18 protein-coding genes and 1 pseudogene are annotated in these 19,794 nt (G+C 65.0%); 10 read left to right on the top strand and 9 right to left on the bottom strand.

What is annotated here, in order from left to right; genetic code table 11:
- Positions 1 to 51 precede the first annotated feature (51 nt).
- The 3 genes from ACVMB1_RS25355 to ACVMB1_RS25345 form a co-directional block, all read right to left on the bottom strand.
- Entirely contained in the window at positions 52 to 912 is an 861-nt protein-coding gene (locus ACVMB1_RS25355; protein WP_057016962.1) for an SDR family NAD(P)-dependent oxidoreductase, read from the bottom strand.
- A gap of 100 nt (positions 913 to 1,012) precedes the next feature.
- Positions 1,013 to 1,516 (bottom strand): DUF1993 domain-containing protein, encoded by a 504-nt coding sequence (locus ACVMB1_RS25350; protein ID WP_057016963.1) that lies wholly within the window; start codon positions 1,514 to 1,516, stop codon positions 1,013 to 1,015.
- Positions 1,517 to 1,864: 348 nt separating this feature from the next.
- Complete coding sequence (locus ACVMB1_RS25345) at positions 1,865 to 3,211, bottom strand: lytic murein transglycosylase (protein ID WP_141340518.1); 1,347 nt, start codon at positions 3,209 to 3,211, stop codon at positions 1,865 to 1,867.
- A 185-nt stretch (positions 3,212 to 3,396) separates the two neighbouring features.
- Between ACVMB1_RS25345 and ACVMB1_RS25340 the strand changes: the two genes are divergently transcribed.
- The 3 genes and pseudogenes from ACVMB1_RS25340 to htpX all read left to right on the top strand — a co-directional run bounded on the left by ACVMB1_RS25340 (position 3,397) and on the right by htpX (position 5,581).
- The gene (locus tag ACVMB1_RS25340; RefSeq protein WP_057016965.1) at positions 3,397 to 3,828 is read left to right on the top strand and encodes a hypothetical protein; all 432 of its coding nucleotides are present in this window, start codon (positions 3,397 to 3,399) and stop codon (positions 3,826 to 3,828) included.
- Positions 3,829 to 3,834: 6 nt separating this feature from the next.
- Positions 3,835 to 4,430: pseudogene (locus ACVMB1_RS25335) on the top strand (response regulator); the annotation flags it as partial.
- Between the two features lie 221 nt (positions 4,431 to 4,651).
- Complete coding sequence (gene htpX, locus ACVMB1_RS25330) at positions 4,652 to 5,581, top strand: zinc metalloprotease HtpX (RefSeq protein WP_141340519.1); 930 nt, start codon at positions 4,652 to 4,654, stop codon at positions 5,579 to 5,581.
- A gap of 73 nt (positions 5,582 to 5,654) precedes the next feature.
- Here htpX and ACVMB1_RS25325 read toward each other — a convergent pair whose 3' ends face one another.
- Positions 5,655 to 6,818 carry an IS4 family transposase gene (locus ACVMB1_RS25325; RefSeq protein ID WP_057015126.1) on the bottom strand — a complete coding sequence of 388 codons (1,164 nt, stop codon included), beginning with the start codon at positions 6,816 to 6,818 and terminating at the stop codon, positions 5,655 to 5,657.
- A 249-nt stretch (positions 6,819 to 7,067) separates the two neighbouring features.
- Positions 7,068 to 8,018, bottom strand: coding sequence for an aldo/keto reductase (locus ACVMB1_RS25320; RefSeq protein ID WP_057016967.1), 951 nt, complete (start codon positions 8,016 to 8,018; stop codon positions 7,068 to 7,070).
- Positions 8,019 to 8,419: 401 nt separating this feature from the next.
- On the opposite strand from ACVMB1_RS25320, the gene ACVMB1_RS25315 reads away from it, so the two are divergent.
- A complete protein-coding gene (locus ACVMB1_RS25315; protein WP_076826139.1) occupies positions 8,420 to 8,755 on the top strand; it encodes a GYD domain-containing protein in 336 nt (111 codons plus the stop codon).
- Positions 8,756 to 9,325: 570 nt separating this feature from the next.
- On the opposite strand, the gene ACVMB1_RS25310 is transcribed toward ACVMB1_RS25315, so the two are convergent.
- Both ACVMB1_RS25310 and ACVMB1_RS25305 read right to left on the bottom strand, forming a co-directional pair.
- Positions 9,326 to 10,579, bottom strand: a complete 1,254-nt coding sequence (locus tag ACVMB1_RS25310; protein WP_456849930.1) for a Spy/CpxP family protein refolding chaperone — start codon at positions 10,577 to 10,579, stop codon at positions 9,326 to 9,328.
- A gap of 460 nt (positions 10,580 to 11,039) precedes the next feature.
- The gene (locus tag ACVMB1_RS25305; protein ID WP_057016971.1) at positions 11,040 to 12,482 is read right to left on the bottom strand and encodes a helix-turn-helix domain-containing protein; all 1,443 of its coding nucleotides are present in this window, start codon (positions 12,480 to 12,482) and stop codon (positions 11,040 to 11,042) included.
- A 426-nt stretch (positions 12,483 to 12,908) separates the two neighbouring features.
- Between ACVMB1_RS25305 and ACVMB1_RS25300 the strand changes: the two genes are divergently transcribed.
- The 3 genes from ACVMB1_RS25300 (at position 12,909) to ACVMB1_RS25290 (ending at position 14,674) form a co-directional block, all read left to right on the top strand.
- Entirely contained in the window at positions 12,909 to 13,118 is a 210-nt protein-coding gene (locus ACVMB1_RS25300; RefSeq protein WP_016839740.1) for a DUF4170 domain-containing protein, read from the top strand.
- A gap of 212 nt (positions 13,119 to 13,330) precedes the next feature.
- Positions 13,331 to 13,906, top strand: coding sequence for a hypothetical protein (locus tag ACVMB1_RS25295; RefSeq protein ID WP_141340521.1), 576 nt, complete (start codon positions 13,331 to 13,333; stop codon positions 13,904 to 13,906).
- 21 nt (positions 13,907 to 13,927) lie between these two features.
- Positions 13,928 to 14,674 (top strand): glycine-rich domain-containing protein, encoded by a 747-nt coding sequence (locus tag ACVMB1_RS25290; RefSeq protein WP_141340522.1) that lies wholly within the window; start codon positions 13,928 to 13,930, stop codon positions 14,672 to 14,674.
- Here ACVMB1_RS25290 and ACVMB1_RS25285 read toward each other — a convergent pair.
- Positions 14,671 to 15,558, bottom strand: a complete 888-nt coding sequence (locus ACVMB1_RS25285; protein WP_076830260.1) for a metallophosphoesterase family protein — start codon at positions 15,556 to 15,558, stop codon at positions 14,671 to 14,673. The two genes, ACVMB1_RS25290 and ACVMB1_RS25285, sit on opposite strands and share 4 nt — an antisense overlap.
- A gap of 147 nt (positions 15,559 to 15,705) precedes the next feature.
- Here ACVMB1_RS25285 and ACVMB1_RS25280 point away from each other — a divergent pair, with 147 nt between their 5' ends.
- From ACVMB1_RS25280 to ACVMB1_RS25270, 3 genes are all read left to right on the top strand, one after another.
- A complete protein-coding gene (locus ACVMB1_RS25280; protein WP_016839736.1) occupies positions 15,706 to 16,194 on the top strand; it encodes an NUDIX domain-containing protein in 489 nt (162 codons plus the stop codon).
- A gap of 39 nt (positions 16,195 to 16,233) precedes the next feature.
- Positions 16,234 to 16,746: a GNAT family N-acetyltransferase gene (locus tag ACVMB1_RS25275; protein ID WP_057016974.1), complete on the top strand. Its 513-nt coding sequence runs from the start codon at positions 16,234 to 16,236 to the stop codon at positions 16,744 to 16,746.
- 113 nt (positions 16,747 to 16,859) lie between these two features.
- Positions 16,860 to 17,177 carry an EthD family reductase gene (locus tag ACVMB1_RS25270; RefSeq protein WP_016839733.1) on the top strand — a complete coding sequence of 106 codons (318 nt, stop codon included), beginning with the start codon at positions 16,860 to 16,862 and terminating at the stop codon, positions 17,175 to 17,177.
- Between the two features lie 175 nt (positions 17,178 to 17,352).
- Here the strand turns inward: ACVMB1_RS25270 and ACVMB1_RS25265 are convergent, their stop codons facing one another.
- Positions 17,353 to 19,722, bottom strand: a complete 2,370-nt coding sequence (locus tag ACVMB1_RS25265; protein ID WP_141340523.1) for a TonB-dependent receptor — start codon at positions 19,720 to 19,722, stop codon at positions 17,353 to 17,355.
- Positions 19,723 to 19,794: the final 72 nt, after the last annotated feature.

Below are 19,794 nucleotides of genomic sequence, written 5' to 3'. Positions count from 1 at the left end.
TTGTGCATTGCCGCGACGAGCGCAATGCCCGAGGCATTCGCGCTCCGCAGACTAGCCGCGCACAATTCCGCCCATGTGGCCGGCATCGAGGAACAAGGTGTGCGCGTTGACGTAGGAGGATTCATTCGAAATCAGGAACAGCGCAGTATAGGCGACCTCCCAGCCGGTGCCCTGGCGGCCGAAAGGCACTGTCACGGCGCGGTCCGATCGCCTGCGGCTGGCGTCGCGCCCCATCGGCGTGTCCATGAAGCCGGGCGCGATCACATTGCAGCGAATGCCCTTGTCCTCGCCGGCCCGCGCGATCGCCCGCCCCAGCGCGATCTGCGCCGCCTTGGAGGATTCATAGGCCGGGTTGCGGCCGCCGGCGCGCTGGCTCGCCATTGAGGAGATCAGGATGATCGCGCCGCCCGGCGCCATCACCTCCAGCGCCTTCTGCGCGAACAGCATGTGGCTGCGCACATTGACGGCATAGTCGCGGTCCCAGGATTCGGCCGTCATCTTGGGCAGCGACAGGCCGGAGGAGATGCCGACATTGAGCGCCAGCCCGTCGAGCCCGCCGAGCCGCTGCGCGCAGCGTTCGACCGCGGGCGCGATCGCCGCGACGTCGGCGACATCGACCACGTCGGTGAAGGCCTTGCCGCCTTCGGCTGTGATCTGCGCGACGGTGTCGTCGGCGGCGTCCTTGTTGACGTCGAGGCAGGCGACCGACGCGCCCTCGCGCGCGAACAGCACGCTCATGGCGCGGCCGTTGCCGATCGGCGGGGCTTCATCCACGGTTGTGCGCTGTCCCGCGCCGACCACGATGACGCGCCGCCCGGCGAGGCGGCCGTGGTTCTTCGCCAGTCCGAGCGCTTCGGCATGCAGCGAAGCGGACGGATCGATGGCTTTCGGTGCGTGGGTTGTTGTCGACATGGCGTGCTCCCTGACGTCTTGTTGTTGTCAGGGAGCAGTAGCACGGGCGAGGGCGTGAAGCGAAAATCCCGTCGCGGGGAATATGGATCGCCGAAGCGCGTCAGCTGACGCCGAGGAAATCGCGCTTGCCGATCTCGACGCCGTTGTGGCGCAGGATGTCGTGCGCGGTCACGGCGTGGAAATAGAAGTTCGGGAACGAGAACGCGCTGAGGAATTGCTGGCCCTTAAGGGTCATCGTGCGATCGGGGCCGATCGGGAAGGTGACGTCCCTGACGTCGGCGCCGTCGAACTGCGCCGGCTTGAACGACTTCACATAGTCAATCGTCCTGGCGAGCCGCTGCTTCAGTTCACCGATGCTCTTCTCGGTATCTGGCGTCGACGGCACTTCGCTATGGGTCAGCCGCGCGCAGCCCCGTGCGGCGTGATCGCAGACAAGTTGCACCTGCTTGGTCAGCGGCAGCATGTCGGGATAGAGCCGCGATCCCAGCAGCACCTCGGGCGCGATCTTCTTCGCTTCGCAATGCGCCTCGGCCTTGGTCAGCTCGCCGGTGAGGCTGTTGAGGATCTGCAGGTAGGCGGGGACGACGGCGTCATGAAAGGACATGTGATGCTCCCTGTTCTGATGAAATCCGGATGTTACCGAACGGCGATGCTGCAAGTGGGGCGGCAAGGGGAAGAATACAACTGCGGGGAGCTGTAACACTTGGTCAAATATTTCCCGCGGGCGGCATTCTTGATCCCGTCATCCTGAGGAGCGCGAAGCGCGTCTCGAAGGATGCACGGCCCCAGTGTGGCCGATTCATCCTTCGAGGCTCTCTCCGCTCGCTCAGGATGACGGATCGCCAGAGTCTGCGTAGCCCGGATGGAGCGCAGCGCAATCCGGGGAGGCGCATCGGGGCTTGTCCCGGATTTCGCTGCGCTGCATCCGGGCTACGGAAAATGGGCGTTTGCTCTACCGCGTCCCCGGTGCCGCGGCATCGGCGGCCGGCTGGGTGCGGGGCCCGCCGCGCATCCGCGCCAGGAGCTCCGCGGTCGGCCAGGAATCCGCCGGCAGGCCGTATTTCATCTGCATCGCCTTCACCGCGCTGCGGCTTGCCTGTCCGAGCACGCCGTCGATCTTGCCGACGTCGTAGCCGGCGCGCGCGAGCAGTCCCTGCAGCTCCTTGATCTCATTGAACGGCAATTGCGCGACCGGACCGTGCGGCCGCTGCATCGGCGGTGCGCCCGCGATGCGGCCGGCGAGATAGCCGGCGGTGGTCGAATAGATCAGCGAGTTGTTCCACTCGGTGTAGGCGGCGAAGTTCGCATAGGCGAGGAACGCCGGACCCATCCGGCCCATCGGCAGCAGCAGCGAGGCCGGCATCTCGTCATTCGGCAATGCCTTGCCGTCGGTCAAGCTGACGCCAAGCGATACCCATTTCGATCGCGGCAGCTTGATGGTGAGGTCGGCCTGGTCCCACGGGAAATTTGCCGCCTGCGGCACGCGCACCTCCTGCAGCCACGGCTCGCCGCGCCGCCATTTCAATCCGGTGGCGATGTAGTTCGCGGTCGAGCCGATCACGTCGGGGCCGCTTTGCAGGAGATTGCGATGGCCGTCGCCGTCATAGTCGACCGCGTAGTTGAAATAATGCGTCGGCAAGAATTGCGTCTGACCGAGCTCGCCGGCCCATGAGCCGATCATCTGGTCGGGCGTCAGGTCGCCGCGCTCGATGATCTTCAGCGCGGCGATGGTCTCGCCCTGGAACATCTCGGAGCGGCGGCAATCATAGGCCAGCGACACCAGCGATTTCAGCGTCGGCAAATTGCCCATCTGGACGCCGAAATCGCTCTCCAGTCCCCAGAACGCGGCGATCACCGCCGGCGGCACGCCATACTCCTTCTCGGCGCGCGCGAACGCGGCGGCATAGGTCCGGATGTATTGTTGGCCCTGCTGCATGCGATAGTTCGCGGCCATGCGGCCGGCGAACTGGGTGAAGATCTGCCCGAACACGCGCTGGCCGCGGTCGCGGTTGACGATACCCTGGTCGTAGATCAGGTAGGGCGCGGCCTCCGCGATCGTGCGCTGCGAGACGCCGGCGGCGACCGCCTTCTGCTTCAGCTCGGCGAGGAAGCGATCGAAGTTCTGCCCGTTGTGGCAGGACGCAGCCCGCGGCGAGGCGACGGCGGCAGGGCGCGGCCTGACCGGCGCAGGATTCAAGGGGCTGGGCAGCGGCTGCTGCGCCGAGGCGAGGGTAGAGAGCGCCAGCGCCCCCGCGATCGCTGCGATCATGATCCGGGCGCGGAGGGGAGAGGCTGGCATCGATGTCACCGGCTGGAAAAAAGGGGAATTGAAGCCCAATCTGCATACACCAGGGCGACACCGGGCAACAACGGGGGTAGCGCCGTTAGACCAATTGGGCTGAGGTAGGTTGAGAGGCCGCCGCTATGATCGGCCGGTGATTCGCGGGCGGGGTGTCGGCGGATCGATCACGCCCGGAGGGACCCATGTGGAGTTTTCTCGAGCGTCTCTTGGATTCGTCGACGTTTTCGCCGCACGGCATCTGCCTGTTGTGGGAACCGGAGCTGATCTGGCTCCACGTGATTTCAGACGCGATCATTGCCGCTTCGTATTTCTCGATCCCGTTCGCGCTGGCGATCCTCGTCTCCAAGCGGCGCGATTTCCAGTTCGGCTGGATGGCCTGGCCGTTCGCCACGTTCATCCTCGCCTGCGGCCTCACCCATGTGTTCTCGATCTACACGCTGTGGGTGCCGATCTACGGTCTCGAGGGCCTGCTCAAGGCGCTGACCGCTGTCGCCTCGATCTTCACCGCAGTGCTGCTCTGGCCGCTGATCCCGCGGATCCTCGCGATCCCGACCGAAGAGCAGTTGCGCGAGGCCCATGTCGCGCTCGCCGAGGAGGGACGGCAGCGCCAGTGATCGGAATTCCTGCTCGAGCGCTTTTGCGAGGCCGAGGCCAATGAGAGCAAGATCCGTCAGGCGCAGAAGATGGAAGCGGTCGGCCAGCTCACCGGCGGCATCGCGCACGACTTCAACAACATCCTCACCGTCATCACCGGCACGATCGAGATCCTGGCCGAGGCGGTCACTCACAACCGCCAGCTCACGGAGATCACCGCGCTGATCCGCGACGCCGCCGAGCGCGGCGCATCGCTGACGCGGCATCTGCTCGCCTTCGCGCGCAAGCAGCCGCTGCAGCCGACCACGCTGTCGGCCAATAATGGGAGCGAAGCCCTTGCCGTGCTCGACAGCGGCGCGCCGATCGATCTGTTGTTCACCGACGTCATCATGCCGGGCGCGATGAACGGACGCGACCTCGCCACCGAGGCGCGGAAGCGCCGCCCGGGCCTGCGCGTCCTCTTCACTCGGGCTATACCGATGACGCCATCGATCAGGACGGCAAGCTCGAGCAGGGCATCCTGTTCCTGGCAAAACCCTACAGCCGCGCCGAGCTCGCCCGCATGTTGCGCGTCGCGCTGCGCGAGGAGGGGGCGGTGATTGCACAGGAGCCGGCGGCGTAGCGAGAGATCGTAGCCCGCATGAGCGAAGCGACATGCGGGACCGGTCTTACCCCGCATATCGCTTCGCTCATGCGGGCTACCGATCGCCGCGGCACATAACCGATTATTAACCCGCGCCGCGTCGCTGCGACGCACTGGTTCCCCTTGCGGCTTCAGCGGCAAAATCCCTACCTCAGCGGCGTCAGTTGTGGCAGCATTCCGCTCGCCGTGAGGGAACAACGATGAACTATTTCCGCACCGCGCTCCTGCTTGCCGGCCTCACCGCCCTGTTCATGGGGGTCGGCTATCTGATCGGCGGCGGCACCGGCGCCGTGATCGCGCTGATGGTCGCGGCTGCGACAAATCTGTTCACCTACTGGAATTCCGATCGCATGGTGCTGTCGATGTACGGCGCCCATCAGGTCGATGCGGGCTCGGCGCCCGAACTCTACAATCTCGTCGCCGAGCTGGCACAGCGCGCCGCTCTCCCGATGCCGCGCGTGTTTCTGATGGACGAGGCGCAGCCCAATGCGTTCGCGACCGGCCGCAATCCGGAGAACGCGGCGGTCGCCGTCACCACGGGCCTGATGCAGCAGCTCAGCCGCGAGGAGCTCGCCGGCGTGATCGCGCATGAGCTTGCGCATATCAAGCATCACGACACGCTGACCATGACGATCACAGCGACGATCGCCGGCGCGATCTCGATGCTGGCGCAGTTCGGCATGTTCTTCGGCGGCAACCGCAACAACAACGGCCCCGGCATCGTCGGATCGATCGCGATGATGATCCTGGCGCCGCTCGGCGCCATGCTGGTGCAGATGGCGATCAGCCGCACCCGCGAATACGCCGCCGACAATTATGGCGCACGCATCGTCGGCCAGCCGATGTGGCTTGCCTCCGCGCTCGCGAAGATCGAGAACGCCGCGCATCAGGTGCCGAACATGGAGGCCGAGCGCAATCCGGCCACCGCGCACATGTTCATCATCAACCCGCTGTCGGGCCACGGCGTCGACAATCTGTTCGCGACCCATCCCTCGACCGCGAACCGCATCGCCGCGCTGCAGCAGCTCGCCGCCGAGCTCGGCACCCAGACCGCGCCGCGCCCGGCCGGTGGAAGCTATCCGCCGCGCAGCCCGTGGGGCGGATCCGGCCAGCGTGGCCCGTGGGGGTAGGGTAAGACCAAGCCGTAGCCGCGAAGGCGGTGTGCTCCCTCGCCCCGTTCTTAGCAGGGGTGTCCGGGGAAATTCAGGCATAGCGGAGCTCCATCTGGTCAGGTGAGATGGTTGATTTCCGACGGCTGGGGTTGATGGGCGGAGGTTTGTCGATGGCAGCGAGGGATCGACGCGTGAGCAGGAGCTGGCCGACGAGTTCGGCGAACCTGAGCGGGAGCATTTTGATGCAGTTGGTGTGAGCGGCGATGCGCAGCAGCAGGTAGGCAATCATCGCAGCGAGCACCTGAAGGCGGATCGCGTTGTCGTTGGCGCCGAGGAACTTGCGAATATCGAGATGCTGCTTGATCCAGCGGAACAGCAGCTCGATTTGCCATCGGCTCTTGTAGAGGGCGGCGATCTCGACGGCGCTACGGGCAAGGTCGTTGGTCAGGAGTGTGATCTTGCCGCCTTTCTCGCGTCTGATCTTGATGCGGCGGAGCGGGATTGGAAGGCGCGAATCGCCCTTGCTGGTGAGCTTCACCTCGTCATCGGCAAGGATTTCGAAGCCATCCCCGTTACGCTTGCGGATGGCGCGATGCCTGAGCGAGCGAAGACGGATGCTCGTCTTCGCCCGGGTAACGAAGAAAGCCTTGCTATCATTGATCTTCTGCCACCAGTCGAAACGGCAATAGCCCTTGTCAAACACATAGGTGGTGGCGGGCTGGATTGGGGTCTGTCGGCCGATCTCGATGTCATTGACGTTCGCGGCCGTCATCTCGACGCAGGTCGGGACATCGCTCCTTGGGTCGTAGACGACATGCAGCTTCATGCCGCGGATGCGGCCGTTCCACGTCGCCCAACTGCAGACCTTGCCGAGCGGGATCGGACTGGCGTCGATCAGACGCACCATCTCCATGCCTTCACTCCGCAGCTGGCGACGCGCCATCGCCGACAGCGCCGCAAAGGTTTGCGCGAAAATGCCGATCGGACGGCGGGCATTGGCATCGGACAACGTCGAGCGCGACAGCTTGCCGGTTCCCAAGTGATAGTGATGCTGCGAATTGGCGTTGAAGCCAGTCACCACCCCGCGCAGACTGCTGTTGCCGCTAAGCTGGGCATAGATCAGCGCCACCAGATGATCCCAGCTCCTGAACGACTTGTCGTAGGCATCCCCGTCCAGACGATCCACAACCGTCTGAAACTGCCGTCGATTGATCGGTTCAAGCAGCCTTCCAAAAATGCTACCGCGATATCGCATGCTCGGCCCTCTGTGTCTCGACAACCAGAAAAGACCGATTTGCCTCGGTCCTGCCGAGCATGCACCGCGACACAGTGAATCATTCCCCGGACACCCCTGCGTTCTTAGGGGAGAGGGTTGGGGTGAGGGGCTGTCTCCGCAAATACGGCGATAGCTGCACTCGCGGAAGCTCCCCCTCACCCGGAACGCATCTAGCGATGCGTTCCGACCTCTCCCCGCACGCGGGGCGAGGTGAAGTGAAGGCAGCTGCTACGCGCTCGCGGCGTCCAGCCGTTCGACCTGATCCTTGCTCAGCTCAAGTTCGGTCGCCGCGACCAGCGTTGCGACCTGCTCGGGCCTGGTAGCGCTGGCAATCGGCGCGGTGACGGAGGGTTTTGCCATCAGCCAGGCGAGCGCGACCGCGGCCGGCTCGGCGCGGGTTTCCGCGGCGACCTCGTCAAGACCGGCCAGGATGCGCATGCCGCGCGGGTTCATGTATTTTGGGATGCTGCGTGCACCGCGGGGGCTCTTGGCGAAGTCGCTCTCCGAGCGATATTTGCCGGTCAAAAATCCTGCGGCGAGCGAGAAGAACGTGATCACGCCGACGTCGTTCGCCTCGCAGACGCGTTGCAGCGCGCCTTCGTAGCTCGAGCGCTCGGCGAGGCTGTATTCGGGCTGCATGCTCTCATAGCGCGGCAACCCGTTCGCCTTGGCAATGTCGAGCGCACTCTGGAGCCGCTCCGCCGAGAAGTTCGAGGCGCCGATGGCCCTGACCTTGCCGGCCTTGATCAGCTTGTTGTAGGCCGCGAGCGTCTCTTCCTGCGGTGTCGTCTCATCGTCCTTGTGGGACTGGTAGAGATCGATGAAATCGGTCTGTAGCCGCCGCAGCGAATCCTCGACGGCGCGCGCGATGTAGTCCGGCTTCAGCCCGACATTGCCGCCTCCCATGTCCATGCCGACCTTGGTGGCGAGGATGACGCGGTTGCGGTTGCCGCGCGCCTTCATCCATTTGCCGATGATGGTCTCGGATTCGCCGCCGCTGTGGCCCGGCACCCAGCGTGAATAGACATCCGCCGTATCCAGGAATGTCAGCCCCTGATCGAGCACGGTGTCGAGCAGGCGAAACGACGACGTCTCGTCCACGGTCCAGCCGAATACATTGCAGCCGAAGCACAGGGGAGGGACAGTGAGGCCGGAGCGGCCGAGCGCGCGATGCTTCATGAGTTTTCTTTCGCTTGTTCTTGATGGCGGGCGCCGAACACTGAGGCAGATCGCCCTTGTTTGCAAGGCGTTGTCCCGCCACCGCCTAGCGGGCGCCGACGCGTCACTCGGCGGGCTCGGATGGATCGCGTTCGTCGGTCGGGTCAGGCGCGCTGCCCTTCAGTGCCGCATCGACCAAGGAGAGATTTCGTCGCAGAGCAGAAACGCGATTTTATTTGCCGCGGGTCTGATGTAGATTGCGCGGCGAGCTGCCACCGGTTGCGCCGAAATCCGGAGAATGAGCGGCAGCGCGACTGGCCATCGGCAGGCCATTTCTTCTCATTTTTCAGTACGAAATGCTCTGCCCGGGCCGCGCGCCTGGGTGAATGTTTTTTTCATTCCAACCAAACGGAGCGATTGCCATGCATTTCTGCTTCTCTGGTGAATACACCCCGCGTTCCCTGAACAACATCATGGAAAACCCGACGACGAATCGATACGAGGCCGCGAAGAAGTTGATTGAGGCCGCCGGCGGGAAACTGATTTCGATGTACAGCACGGCGACCGATGGCCCCGGCGTGATGGTGATCTTCGACGTGCCGGATCCGAGCTTCGCGCCTGCGGTCAGCGGCGTGGTGGTTGCGGCCGGCGCCATGCAGAACGTGCGGCTGGTCCGGCTCTTTACCCAGGACGAGATCAAGGTGGTGCGTCAGCACGCGACCAACCTCAAGGCCGCCTACACGCCGCCCGGTGGCTAGCAGGCCGAGCGATCCAAAACGGCGCAGATTGATCTGATGGCCGGTGTCACTCTCGCGCGGCGGCGCTTGCTGGCGTCCCGCGCGGAGGCGAGGGCCGTTGCGCGCCGCTGATCCGGGGCGTCAACGGAATGGGCACTAGCTCAGGCGGATGTCCTGGCTACGTGCATGCCGGCCACAGCCCCGGCCGGTTGTGCCGTCGCATGACGTCCGCCGCCTCGCTCGGCCTCCGCTTCAGCAAGACGAGCGCAGTACGCGCTAAGGCGCGATGAGATCAGGGCGTGTACTCATGAATTCTTCGCGTCCGCTTTGATCTCGGAAGCTGACGTTGAGGCCGACATCGCCGTATGTCGGCCTTGGGCCAATAAGCAACATCCAAAGAAGTTCAGTTGACTAGGGGCGGGCCTCAAAGTTCATGTTGAACGGCGTCTCGGTCGCGCGACCGAACTACTTAGAGCCCGCCCCTATAACGCATGCTCGCATGTCCAGCTCTTCTTAGCGGACGACTAGCAAATGCGACAGGGGATGCGAAGTATCGCCTTGGCCGACCAGCGCCGCTTGGGGATGGAAAAATCACACCCCCCGCTTCTTCAGACCGAGCCCCTCGAACTGCGTCTTCTGCTCGTCACTCAGGTTCCAACGGAAATCGTCGACCGCGTCGTTCACGCTGATGATCGCCTCTCTCATCGCTTCCAACCGCGCCTTCGCGGCCTTAAGGCGGGCCGGTGGGGTGAGCGCGTCCTTTGGCGGGCATGGGTTTAAGGCTTCCATGGTGCCCATCGTGGTATCCTGCACCACTTCGAGCGCGGCGCGTTGCGTATCGTTCAGTTTCAGGCTGGCGACGATGTCGTCGAGGGGCCATTGCTGGGCGACGAGCTGGCGGTATTGCTTTTCGGCCTGTTGCTCGTCTTGCGGTTCACGGCTCGCCTGGCAGGCGGCGTCCTGCATCTCCTTCAGCTTCGCGGCCGCAGCGTTAGCGCGGCGGTCGCGTTCGGGCGTGTTGAGCTGGGCCTTCTGTTCATCGCTTAGGAGATCGTAGAATTCTTGAAATGGCGGCATAACGGTCGCAACTGCGCTCAGCATCGCGTTGACGCGGCTCTGCATGGCCGCGAATCGCTCCAGCGCGGTGGTTGCGGTCTGTGCTGTGCAGGAAGCGCGGATGGTGTTGCCGGCGGAAATCCAGGCGCTCGCGAGCTCGTCGAAGGCTGCGCGCTGCGCCTCGTTCGCCGCGACCGCCAGGCCGATCCGCTCGAGGGGAAGGCCGGTCGTCTCGGCGGTGTCGCCGCTACAGAATTCCTGCACCGAGGGCGCTTTGCGATGCCGCCTCCCGGCGGGGCGCTCGGCCGCAAACGCTGAGAGATCGCTCGCAGCGTAAGGCGAGAAGATCGCGGCGTAGAGATCGCCGTAGCCATAGGCCCAGAAGCCGCTGCCATCATTGAGAAGCGCGTAGTCATAGAGATCGCTGTAGGCAAACGGCCAGAAGAGCGGACCGACCCAGCCGTATGAACCGTCGGAGTGCTGCCACCAGCCTTGCGCAGCTCGGCCGCCCTGCCAGCCGGCCAGCGCGGCGACGGCAGTGAGCTGCGCGCGCTCACTCGGGCCGATCGACTCGGCGGCGGGGCGAAGATCTTGCGGTCTTAGAGCAGCCATGCGGACGCGGCTGTGGCGCGCCGCCATGCGTGCGTGGCGGCGACCTGCGACCGACAGCACGCCGGCCACCGCGAAGCGCGCGACACTCACGGGGCCGCCAACGCGCAGGCGGAAACCCGCCTCGGCCGCGCTCGGCAGCGCTCCCAGAACGCCAATTGCAACGCCGGCCGCAGCCATTCCAAGGCGGGACTTTGACATGATCTCTCCCTCGGTCTCTTCCTTGGCGGTCCAGGCCACATCGCGTCACAAATATGACTCGCAGCGGAACCGAAAGTTCCTCCCGCCGTTTTCATTGGGTGAACCTGCGGTCGACGTCAACGGATTAGTCGCGTCGAGTACACGCGCTGGGTCGAATCGTCATCGCGCTTTAGTTTGGTGTGTGATTCGCGCAAACGCGTTGTCGCGAGGGAAAGCCGCTTCGCACTTTTCCGGATCATGCTTTAGCGCACGTCGTCCTCGGTCGAATCCTCCTCCGTTTTCGGCGGCCAGGCGCCGCGCCGGACCAGCGCCTCGTGCAGGAGATGTGCTCGCTGTTCGTCGCACCCGATGGCTGCAAGGTGGTCGAAGGTGCGATCAGCAAGGACGGCTGGTGCAAGGCCTTTGCCGCGGTGGATTGATCGGTGGATTGATCCTTGGCTCACAACTCCCGCGCATTCGAGAACGCGAACGAGGACACGCGCCGCGTGGTCTCGTCCAGGATCAGGGTGCGCGTGATCGGCGGCTCGGCGCGCTGGCTGCAATTCTCGCGCTCGCAAAGCCGGCAGTTGACGCCGATCGGGGTACCCTCGACCTTTTCCAGATCCATGCCGGTGGCATAGACGAGCTTGGCCGCATGCCGGATCTCGCAGCCGAGCCCGATCGCAAAGCGCGGCTGCGGCTGCGGGTAGGGCGCCACCGGCCGGCGCACCATCTGCGCGATCGAGAAGTAGCGCGTGCCGTCCGGCAATTCGATCACCTGGCTGAGCAGGCGGTCCGGCATGTCGAAGGTCGAGTGCACGTTCCAGAGCGGGCAGGTGCCGCCGAACTTGGAGAACGGAAAGGTGCCCGAGGAGAACCGCTTCGACACGTTGCCGGCATTGTCGACGCGGAGCAGGAAGAACGGCACGCCGCGCGCGTTCGGCCGTTGCAGCGTGGTGAGGCGGTGGCAGACCTGCTCGAAGCCGGCGTTGAAGCGCTGCGCCAGCACATGGACGTCGTAGCTCAAGGCTTCGGCTGCGGAATGAAACGCCTGATAAGGCATCATCGCGGCGGCTGCGAAGTAATTGGCGAGCGTGATGCGGTAGAGCCGGCGCGCGGTGTCGTCGAGCGGGCCGGCGCGGCTGACGATGGCGTCGATCGAAGCGCCGCACTCGACAAAGCCGATCTGCAGTGCAAGCTGGAAGCTGCGGCCGGAGCTGTCGACGAGTTCGGAGATCAAGAGCTGCCGGCGGTGCCGATCGAAACGGCGCAGCGTCTCGCGCATCACGTCGACCGGCATCACGCGGGTCAGAATCGAATGTTTTTCGCGGAGGCGCGTGGTCAGCGCCGTGAACAGGCCTTCGGTCGGCACGTTGAGCTCGTCGCGCAAATTCTCCGCGGCGGTCTCGAGCTCCGGAAAATAGTTGCGGTTGGCCTCGATCAGGTCACGCACCCGCTCGATCGGATTGGCGTCGAATTGCGAGCCTTCGCGGTCGGCCATCTGCGCCGCCACCAGAGTCTCGCCGCGGCGCGCCTCGGTGTAGGCGGCGTAGAGCCGCTGCAGCGCGTGCGTCACGCCGGGGCAGAGCTCGGCGAGGTCGCGCAGCTCCTGCTTCGGCAGGTCGATCTGGCGGAACAGGGGATCGGAGAAGATCTCGTTGAGTTCCGCGAAGAAGCGGTCCTCGTCGGCGGTGGCGAGGTCGCGCAAGTCGAGGTCGTAGGTCTCGGCCAGCCGCAGCAGGATCTGCGCCGTCACCGGGCGCTGGTTGCGCTCGATCAGGTTGATGTAGGAGGGCGAGATGCCGAGCCCCTCGGCGATCTGGGTCTGCGACAGCCCCAATTGCTGGCGGATCCGCCGGAAGCGCGGACCGACGAACAGCTTCTTTCCGGATTCACCGGGCACGGGTTGGTCTCGCTTGCCGCAGCAAATTCTGACCGCCTCGCCCCGCGCGCGGGGAGAGGCCGGATCGCATCGCTAGATGCGATCCGGGTGAGGGGGACCCTCCGCGAGTCTCGCTGCGGAGACAGCCCCTCCCCCCAATCCTCTCCCCGTAAGAACGGGGAGAGGGAGAAGAAAAACCGGCGGGCATGGCAGGCTTCCTGACCTATTTTGTGACAAAATTTACAAGTCGACATTTATTACAAGTTCAGATGTTACATGACATCACCAATAAAAAACAAGGCATCTGTACGAACTTCGCGTTTTCGCGTTTATCTCCTGACACGCAATTCGCAATACTCTGTCAAGAATGTCGATATGAGCAGATTGCGGAGATCAAGGTGCAGGCGGCTGGGCAAAGGCAGCCCGATTTTTTGAAGGAGACTGACGATGAGCAAGGGCAGCAATTTCTGGGTGATCGGCGGAGAGTTCGGGTCGATGAACTTCCACAAGCTCGTCGAAGGCTCGGCCCAGGTCCGCGGTCCGTTCAAGACCCGCAAGGAAGCCGAAGAGTGCTGGAAGGAAGTTTCGGAAGAGAGCCGCCACAAGGCCGGCGTGCGCTTCTCCATCGTCGAGGAGCCGTCGCGGGTTTCGGCCTGAGCGCCAGAATTTTCAGAGCTAAGAAAACGTCCAAGGACGGCGGCCCCATCCGGTTCATCCGGGTGGGGTCGACCGCTTTTGGGACAGCGTCAGGTATCTTTGATCTGGGGATAAGTGGCGGCCTAAGTGCTTGGGAACCAACGCCCTTTGCGGACATCTTGGTTGCTGATAGGTTAATGCGCAGGAAACCCGTCACCACGAGACCGCAAGGCATGTCCGATCCGCAGAACACCGGCAGCGAGGCGCGCGAGATGCGGCCGACGCTGCGAGAGGCGTTGCGACGGGCGCGGATCGAGGCGGCCGATCGCACCGGTGTCGTCGTCGAGTTGCGCGACGCCGAGGTGGCGCGGCTCGAGATCCTCAACGATGCGCTCGATCCGCTGTTCGCGCAGGTGCCGGACAAGGTCGATCTGTTCGACCGCGCCATCAGCCAGGGCGAGACGCCGCGGCTGTGGATCGACGTCGTCGCGCATGTGCTGATGGGGCGCGACAAGCGGATCTACCGCTTCGTGCAGGACACGAGGTTCGGCCGCATCGTGCTCGCCGAATCGCATGACGTGGCCGCGATCGTCGATGCCGTCACCGACTATGTCGCGCGCCGCCTGATCGAGCGCGAGCATGCGATGGTGGCAACGCCGCTTCCGGTTGCCGAGCCGCCGGCGCCGCCGCCCGTCCCGGTGGTGACGCCGAGGCGCCGCGGCGGGATCGGCATGTTCGTGTTCGGCTTCGTCATGGGCGCGCTCGCGCTGTTCGGTCTCGCGCTGTATGCGAGCTTGCAAAACTTCTAGCCGCTCAAGGGGCGGGGCATCGTGGTCATAACACCCGCCTCGGCATTTTTCGGCGTCCTGGCGGCGGCCGCGGTGGTCGGCAGCGCCGTGCTGTTCGGCAAGTGGCAAACGTTGCGGCGTGCCGAATACATCCGCACCTTTCACTGGCCGGCGGGCCTGTTGGCGCGGCTCGAGAAGCGTCACCCCGGCTTCACCCGCAAGGACAGCGCGCTGGTCTCGCGCGGCCTGCGGCAGTTCTTCCTCGCCTATCTGATGAGCGGCAAGCGTTACGTCTCGATGCCCTCGCAAGCGGCCGACGACCTCTGGCACGAATTCATCCTCTACACCCGCGAATACGACGCGTTCTGCCGCCGCGCCTTCGGCGGCTTCCTGCATCACACCCCCGCGGTCGTCCTGGTGAAGGAGCGGCGCAGGAGCAATGAGGGGCTGCGCCGGGTCTGGTGGTACTGCTGCAAATACGAGAACATCGATCCGGTCAGGCCGACCCGGCTGCCGCTGCTGTTCGCGCTCGACGCCAAGCTGAACATCGCGAACGGCTTCATCTATCACACCGACTGCGAGGCGCTGCGCCGCAGCGGCATCGGTGGCAGCAGTCCCTATTGCGGCGGCGATTTCTCCGACTCCTCGATCGACGGATCGTCAGCCGGCTTCGGCGATGCCGGCAGCGACGGGAGTGGCGGCGGCGATGGCGGTGACGGCGGTGGTGGTGGCGGCGACAGCGGAGGCGGCTGCGGCGGTGGGTGTGGCGGCGGCGGGGGCGGCGATTAGGAAAGTCGTGCTTGCTTCAATTCGCGAATGCCGGCGTGCTCGCCGAGCCCGCGCACGGTCTGCTCGCAGCGCCACGCATTGCCGTCACGCTCGATCGTGAACAAATTGTAGGCCGCCGCCGGATAGTGCTTGCGCGCCAGCGCCGATGCCGACGGCACGCCGATCGCCGGGATCTTCCGCTCCGGGCCGTCGAACCACATCGTCGAATGGATGTGGTCGTGGCCATGCAGCACCAGCTCGACGCCGTGGCGCCTGAGCAGCGCCAGCAGCTGATGCGAATCGGTCAGCCGCTTGGCGCGGCCGTCGGAGTGCAGCGGGTGATGCACCAGGAGGACGCGGAAGGCGTCCTCCCGCGACAGCTGCGCGAGAATCGCATCGAGCGCATCGAGCTGAGGATGGCCGAGCCAGCCGGTCGCCATCAGCGGCGGGGTCGGCACCGCCGAGGAGACGCCGATCAGCGCCAGCGGCCCGCGGCGACGCACGAACGGAAAATGCGTTGCCGCGCCGTCGGCGTCGCCGCGCAGATAGTCGCCGAAGTGACTGACGAAGCGATGCCGGGTCGCGCGCACATAGGCGTCGTGGTTGCCGGGGACCACGGTGACGTCGGCAGGCGAACCTACCCCCTCCAGCCATTGCCGGGCCGGATTGAACTCGGCATCCAGTGCCAGATTGACCAGGTCGCCGGTCACGGCAATGTGGTCCGGCTGCTGCGCCTGCATGTCCGACACCAGCGCGTCGAGCACGTCGCGGCGGTGATATTTGTGACGGTTGCGCGTCCAGTTCAGATAGCCGAAGGCGCGCTTGCCGGCGAGATCGCGCAGCCGCGCCGCCGGCAGCGGCGGCAGATGCGGGTCCGACAGATGCGCGAGGCGGAACGCCGCCATCATGCGATTCCCTTCGGATTGTCCGCGAAAAGTGGCCGGCAGCCGGTCATGTCGTGCTATCCCGAACGTCCTGCCCTGTATTGGCAAGAGCTGCGCAGGCGCGCAAGGATCAAAGCACGGATCAAACACCATGATGTCGAGGGTTCAGTGACGGTCCTGCTCGATTTACGCAAGCGCTACGAGCCGCAGATCAGATGGGTGTTTCATTTCTACTGGCGGCTCGTCCGCAGCATGACGCTCGGGGTCCGTGCCGTCGTGCTCGATGCCGACAACAGGGTGTTCCTGGTCAAGCACAGCTACGTCCATGGCTGGTATCTGCCTGGCGGCGGGGTCGAGGTCGGCGAAAGTTTTATCGAGTCGCTGCGGCGCGAATTGGAGGAGGAGGGGCGGATCGAGCTCAAGGGCGAGCCGGTGCTGCACGGCATCTTCCACAACAGCCACGTCTCGCCGCGCGATCATGTCGCGGTCTACGTCGTCAGGAACTACCGGCAGGACCGCCTGCCGGAGCCGAATCGCGAGATCGTGGCCTGCGGCTTCTTCGATCCGGCTGATCTGCCTGACGAGACCACCCCGGGCACGCGGCTGCGGATCGCGGAGGTGCTCGAGGGCAAGCCGCCGACGGCGACATGGCGGTGATGGACCGCGCCCGCGCCAGATGCTATCCCGCGCCCCACAATGACCGAATTGTCCCTGACCATCCTGCCCGAGACCCCGAAAGACGCCCAGGCGATCGAGCGTCTGCACGAGCGCACCTTCGGGCCTGGCCGCTTCGTGCTCAGTGCCTACCGGCTGCGCGAGCATGTCGATCATTTGCTCGATGTCTCCTTCACGGCGCGGATCGGCACGCTGCTGGTCGGCTCGGTGCGCCAGCTGCCGGTCACGATCGGCGATACGCCGGCCCTGATGCTTGGGCCGTTGACGGTCGAGCCGCCGTTCCGCAGCCGCGGCGTCGGCCGTGCGCTGCTCGAGCGTGCGATCAACGACGCCCGCGCCAAGGGCCATCGGCTGATCGTGCTGGTCGGCGACGAGCCGTACTACGCGCGGGTCGGCTTCAAGCCGGTCCCGAAGGGGCGGATGACCATGCCCGGCCCGGTCGATTACAGTCGCCTGCTTGTCATGGAACTGGTCGACGGCGCGGCCGAGGGCGTGTCCGGGCCAATCCTGCCGGACTGGAGCAAGGCGATCTGACATCCGCGCGAGCGGTGCCGGAACGGTTGCGCACCATCGGAAACTGAAGCACAGTTGAGGCAAGCGCCGGGACAAGACCGGCGCATGTCATATCAACAGGGAGAGTGCGCGCCATGATCAAAGTCAGTGTGATGTATCCGAACAATCCAGGCGCACGCTTTGATCACGACTATTATCGCGACAAGCACATGCCGCTGGTGAAGGCGCGCCTTGGCGACGCGTGCAAATACTACACCGTCGACAAGGGTCTCGCCGGCGGCGCACCGGGGCAACCCGCAACCTATGTCGGAATGTGCCACATCTTCTGCGACTCGGTTGAGGCCTTCGCGGCCGGCATGGGCAAGCACGCCCAGGAGATCATGGGCGATATCCCGAACTACACCGATCTGCAGCCGGTGATCCAGATCAGCGAAGTCGTCGTCGGCCACTGATCGTCCAGACCGAGCAGGTTACGCGGCTCCCCTCAGAGACGCTCGTAGCCCGGATGAAGCGAAGCGAAATCCGGGATCAGTCTCACCGCGGGAGCAGTCTCCCGGATTGCGCTGCGCTCCATCCGGGCTACGCGATAAATCCCTCTGCCGCTGGCAGCAGAGGGATGACCTTGGCTCAGAACTTCAGATTGGCGAACGCCCGTATGCCGAGGCCCGGCATCAGCACCTCGTCCTTGGTATAAGAAACGGAGTTGCGGATGTTCTGGTTGAGCAGGTTGTTGCCGACCAGACCAAGCGTCATCTCGCGTGCGCCGATCCATGACGAAGTGAGCTTGGTGTTGTAGGTGATCTCCGCGTTGAGGAGATTGTAGCCCGCGGTCGGGGTCTCGCCGATGACAGCGATGTCGTTCTGCGCGAAGGCGTGCACCAGATTGATGCGGGTCAGCCAGTTGCTGTCGCGCCAATAGAAGCCGCCGCCAAGCCGCACCGGTGGAATCCGCGGCACGTTGGTGCCGTCGGTGAAGGTCGCGCGCACCACGTCGAACTGGTTCTCGATGCCCCAGATGCCGCCGTTGAGCGGGCCGATGTCGAGCTGGCTCTGGAACTCGGCGCCGCGGAAGATCGCGTCGCGCTGCGAGTAGCGCGCCTGGTTCAGTTCGAGGCCGGGGCCGAGCTGGCACGCGCTCTCGTCACACGTGTTGCCCGTCAGCCGGCGGAATATGAAGCCGTCGAACCTGGTGTAGTAGCCGGTGAGTTCGAACCGCAGCGGTCCGGTCGCCCGCCGTAGTCCGATCTCGATCGATTTTGCGGTTTCGATGCCGAGATTGGGATTGCCGATGTCGAACGTGGCGGTCGCATCGTGTGGGCCGCGCGAGAAGAGCTCGGCCGGTTTCGGCGCGCGTTCGACGTATTGGGCGGTCGCGCTTGCTACCAGATCCCACGGCAGATTCTGGATCAAGCCGATGCTGCCGCTCTTGGGTGTGAAACTGGGATTTTGCGGTGTCGCTGGACCGATGCTTGCGGGGTCGGTGGCCACGTCGAACACGGGGGGAATGAAGGCCGGCGTTGTGCCGGAAAGATCGACGTGTTCGATCCGCCCGGCAATCTGTGCTTTGGTGGTGTCGGTGAACTTCAGCTCGTTGAACACGTAACCGGCGACCCTGTTGTTCTTGTTGGGGTCCCATAATCCGTTGAGCGGGCTGGTCGGATCGTCCGGACTCGGGGCGGTCAGCTCCTGGTGCCCACCCTGCAGGCCGAATGCCGTGGTCACGGTGGCGAAGCGCGCGTTGAACGGCATCATCTGCACCTCGACGCGCGCCTCCTGCTCCTTGCTGGTGAAGGTCTGTCTCACGCCGTCGCTCAATGGATCGGCCGGATCGGCAAGGCCAATCTCGTTGTGGCGATAGTCGGTCGCGCCGACCCAGAACCGCACGGCGTCGATCGCCGCGGCATCGGGCCGGTACTCGCCCTTGACCGCGATCTTGGTCTGGTGCGCGTCGATCCGGGTCTGGTGATCGGCGCCGTCGATACCGGGGATGTGGTAGAGCGAGTCGTTCTGGGTGATCGCCGCGCCGATAAAGCCGCCCTGGAAGAAATAGGAGGCGCCGACTGACGCGCCGTCCGACTGCGTCGCGGAGTTCGGCTGGCGTCCATTGAACGGCTGGCCCGGGACGAACAGATAAGGGTAGCTCGGAATGCTGTAGTCGCTGGTGGTGCGGCCATAGACGTCGGCATGCACGGCGACATTGTTGCCGCCGGCGTCCAGCAGCATGCCGCCGTCGACGCCGCGATTGACCGAGCTCGCCGACGTGCGGGTCTCGACATTGAGGCAACCCGGGCCGCCGGCATCGGCCAGCGGCGCCTTCACCGGCAGCCCGTAGGATTGGAACGGCGCCGCCGTGCAGGTCGGCATCGCATCGGGGATGCGGTTGTTGGTGGCGCTCACTACGCCGCCGATCGAGGTCGAGCCGTAACGCAGCGCGGCCGGGCCGCGCACCACCTCGATCTGATTGGTCGAGAGCGGATCGATCGGCACGAAATGGTCTTCGCCAAGATCCGAGGCGCCGCCACCGCCGAGACCATTCTCGACAATGCCGACGCGGTTGACGTCGAGGCCGCGGATAATCGGCCGGCTGGATGCGCCGGGGGCGAAGCTCGAGCCGGTGATGCCGGGCTTCGAGAACAGCAGATCGCCGAGCGTGGCGGCGCCGGAGCGCCGCAGTTCCTCGTTCGGGATCACGGTGACGGTGGCGAACTGATCGGTGACGACGGGCAGCACGCCCTGCTGCGGTGCTGGCGCCGCCGCTGCGGGCGCCGGTTGTACCGCGGCGACGCGTTCGCGGCTGCGGCTCGGCGCAGCCCGAGCAGCACGGGTCGGCGTGCGCGTCGGCGCAGTCCGGTGCCGCTGGATCGGGCTCGGCGCCGTCACGGTGATGTCAGGCAGTTGCGTCGGCGTCTCCTGGGCCAGCGCGCCGCTACTCATTGCGCCCAGCAATAGCCAGCTCGCGCTCCCGATGTGGAATGCTCGTTTCTTCTGAAGTGTCATTGTCCCGATCCAAGTCCCGATCCAGGGCCCGTCGAAATGACGGATCGATCCCGATTTGCCCCGCTGGAGCAG

Source organism: Bradyrhizobium sp. USDA 4504, assembly GCF_054063995.1.
This window is presented reverse-complemented; position numbering and strand designations above follow the sequence as displayed.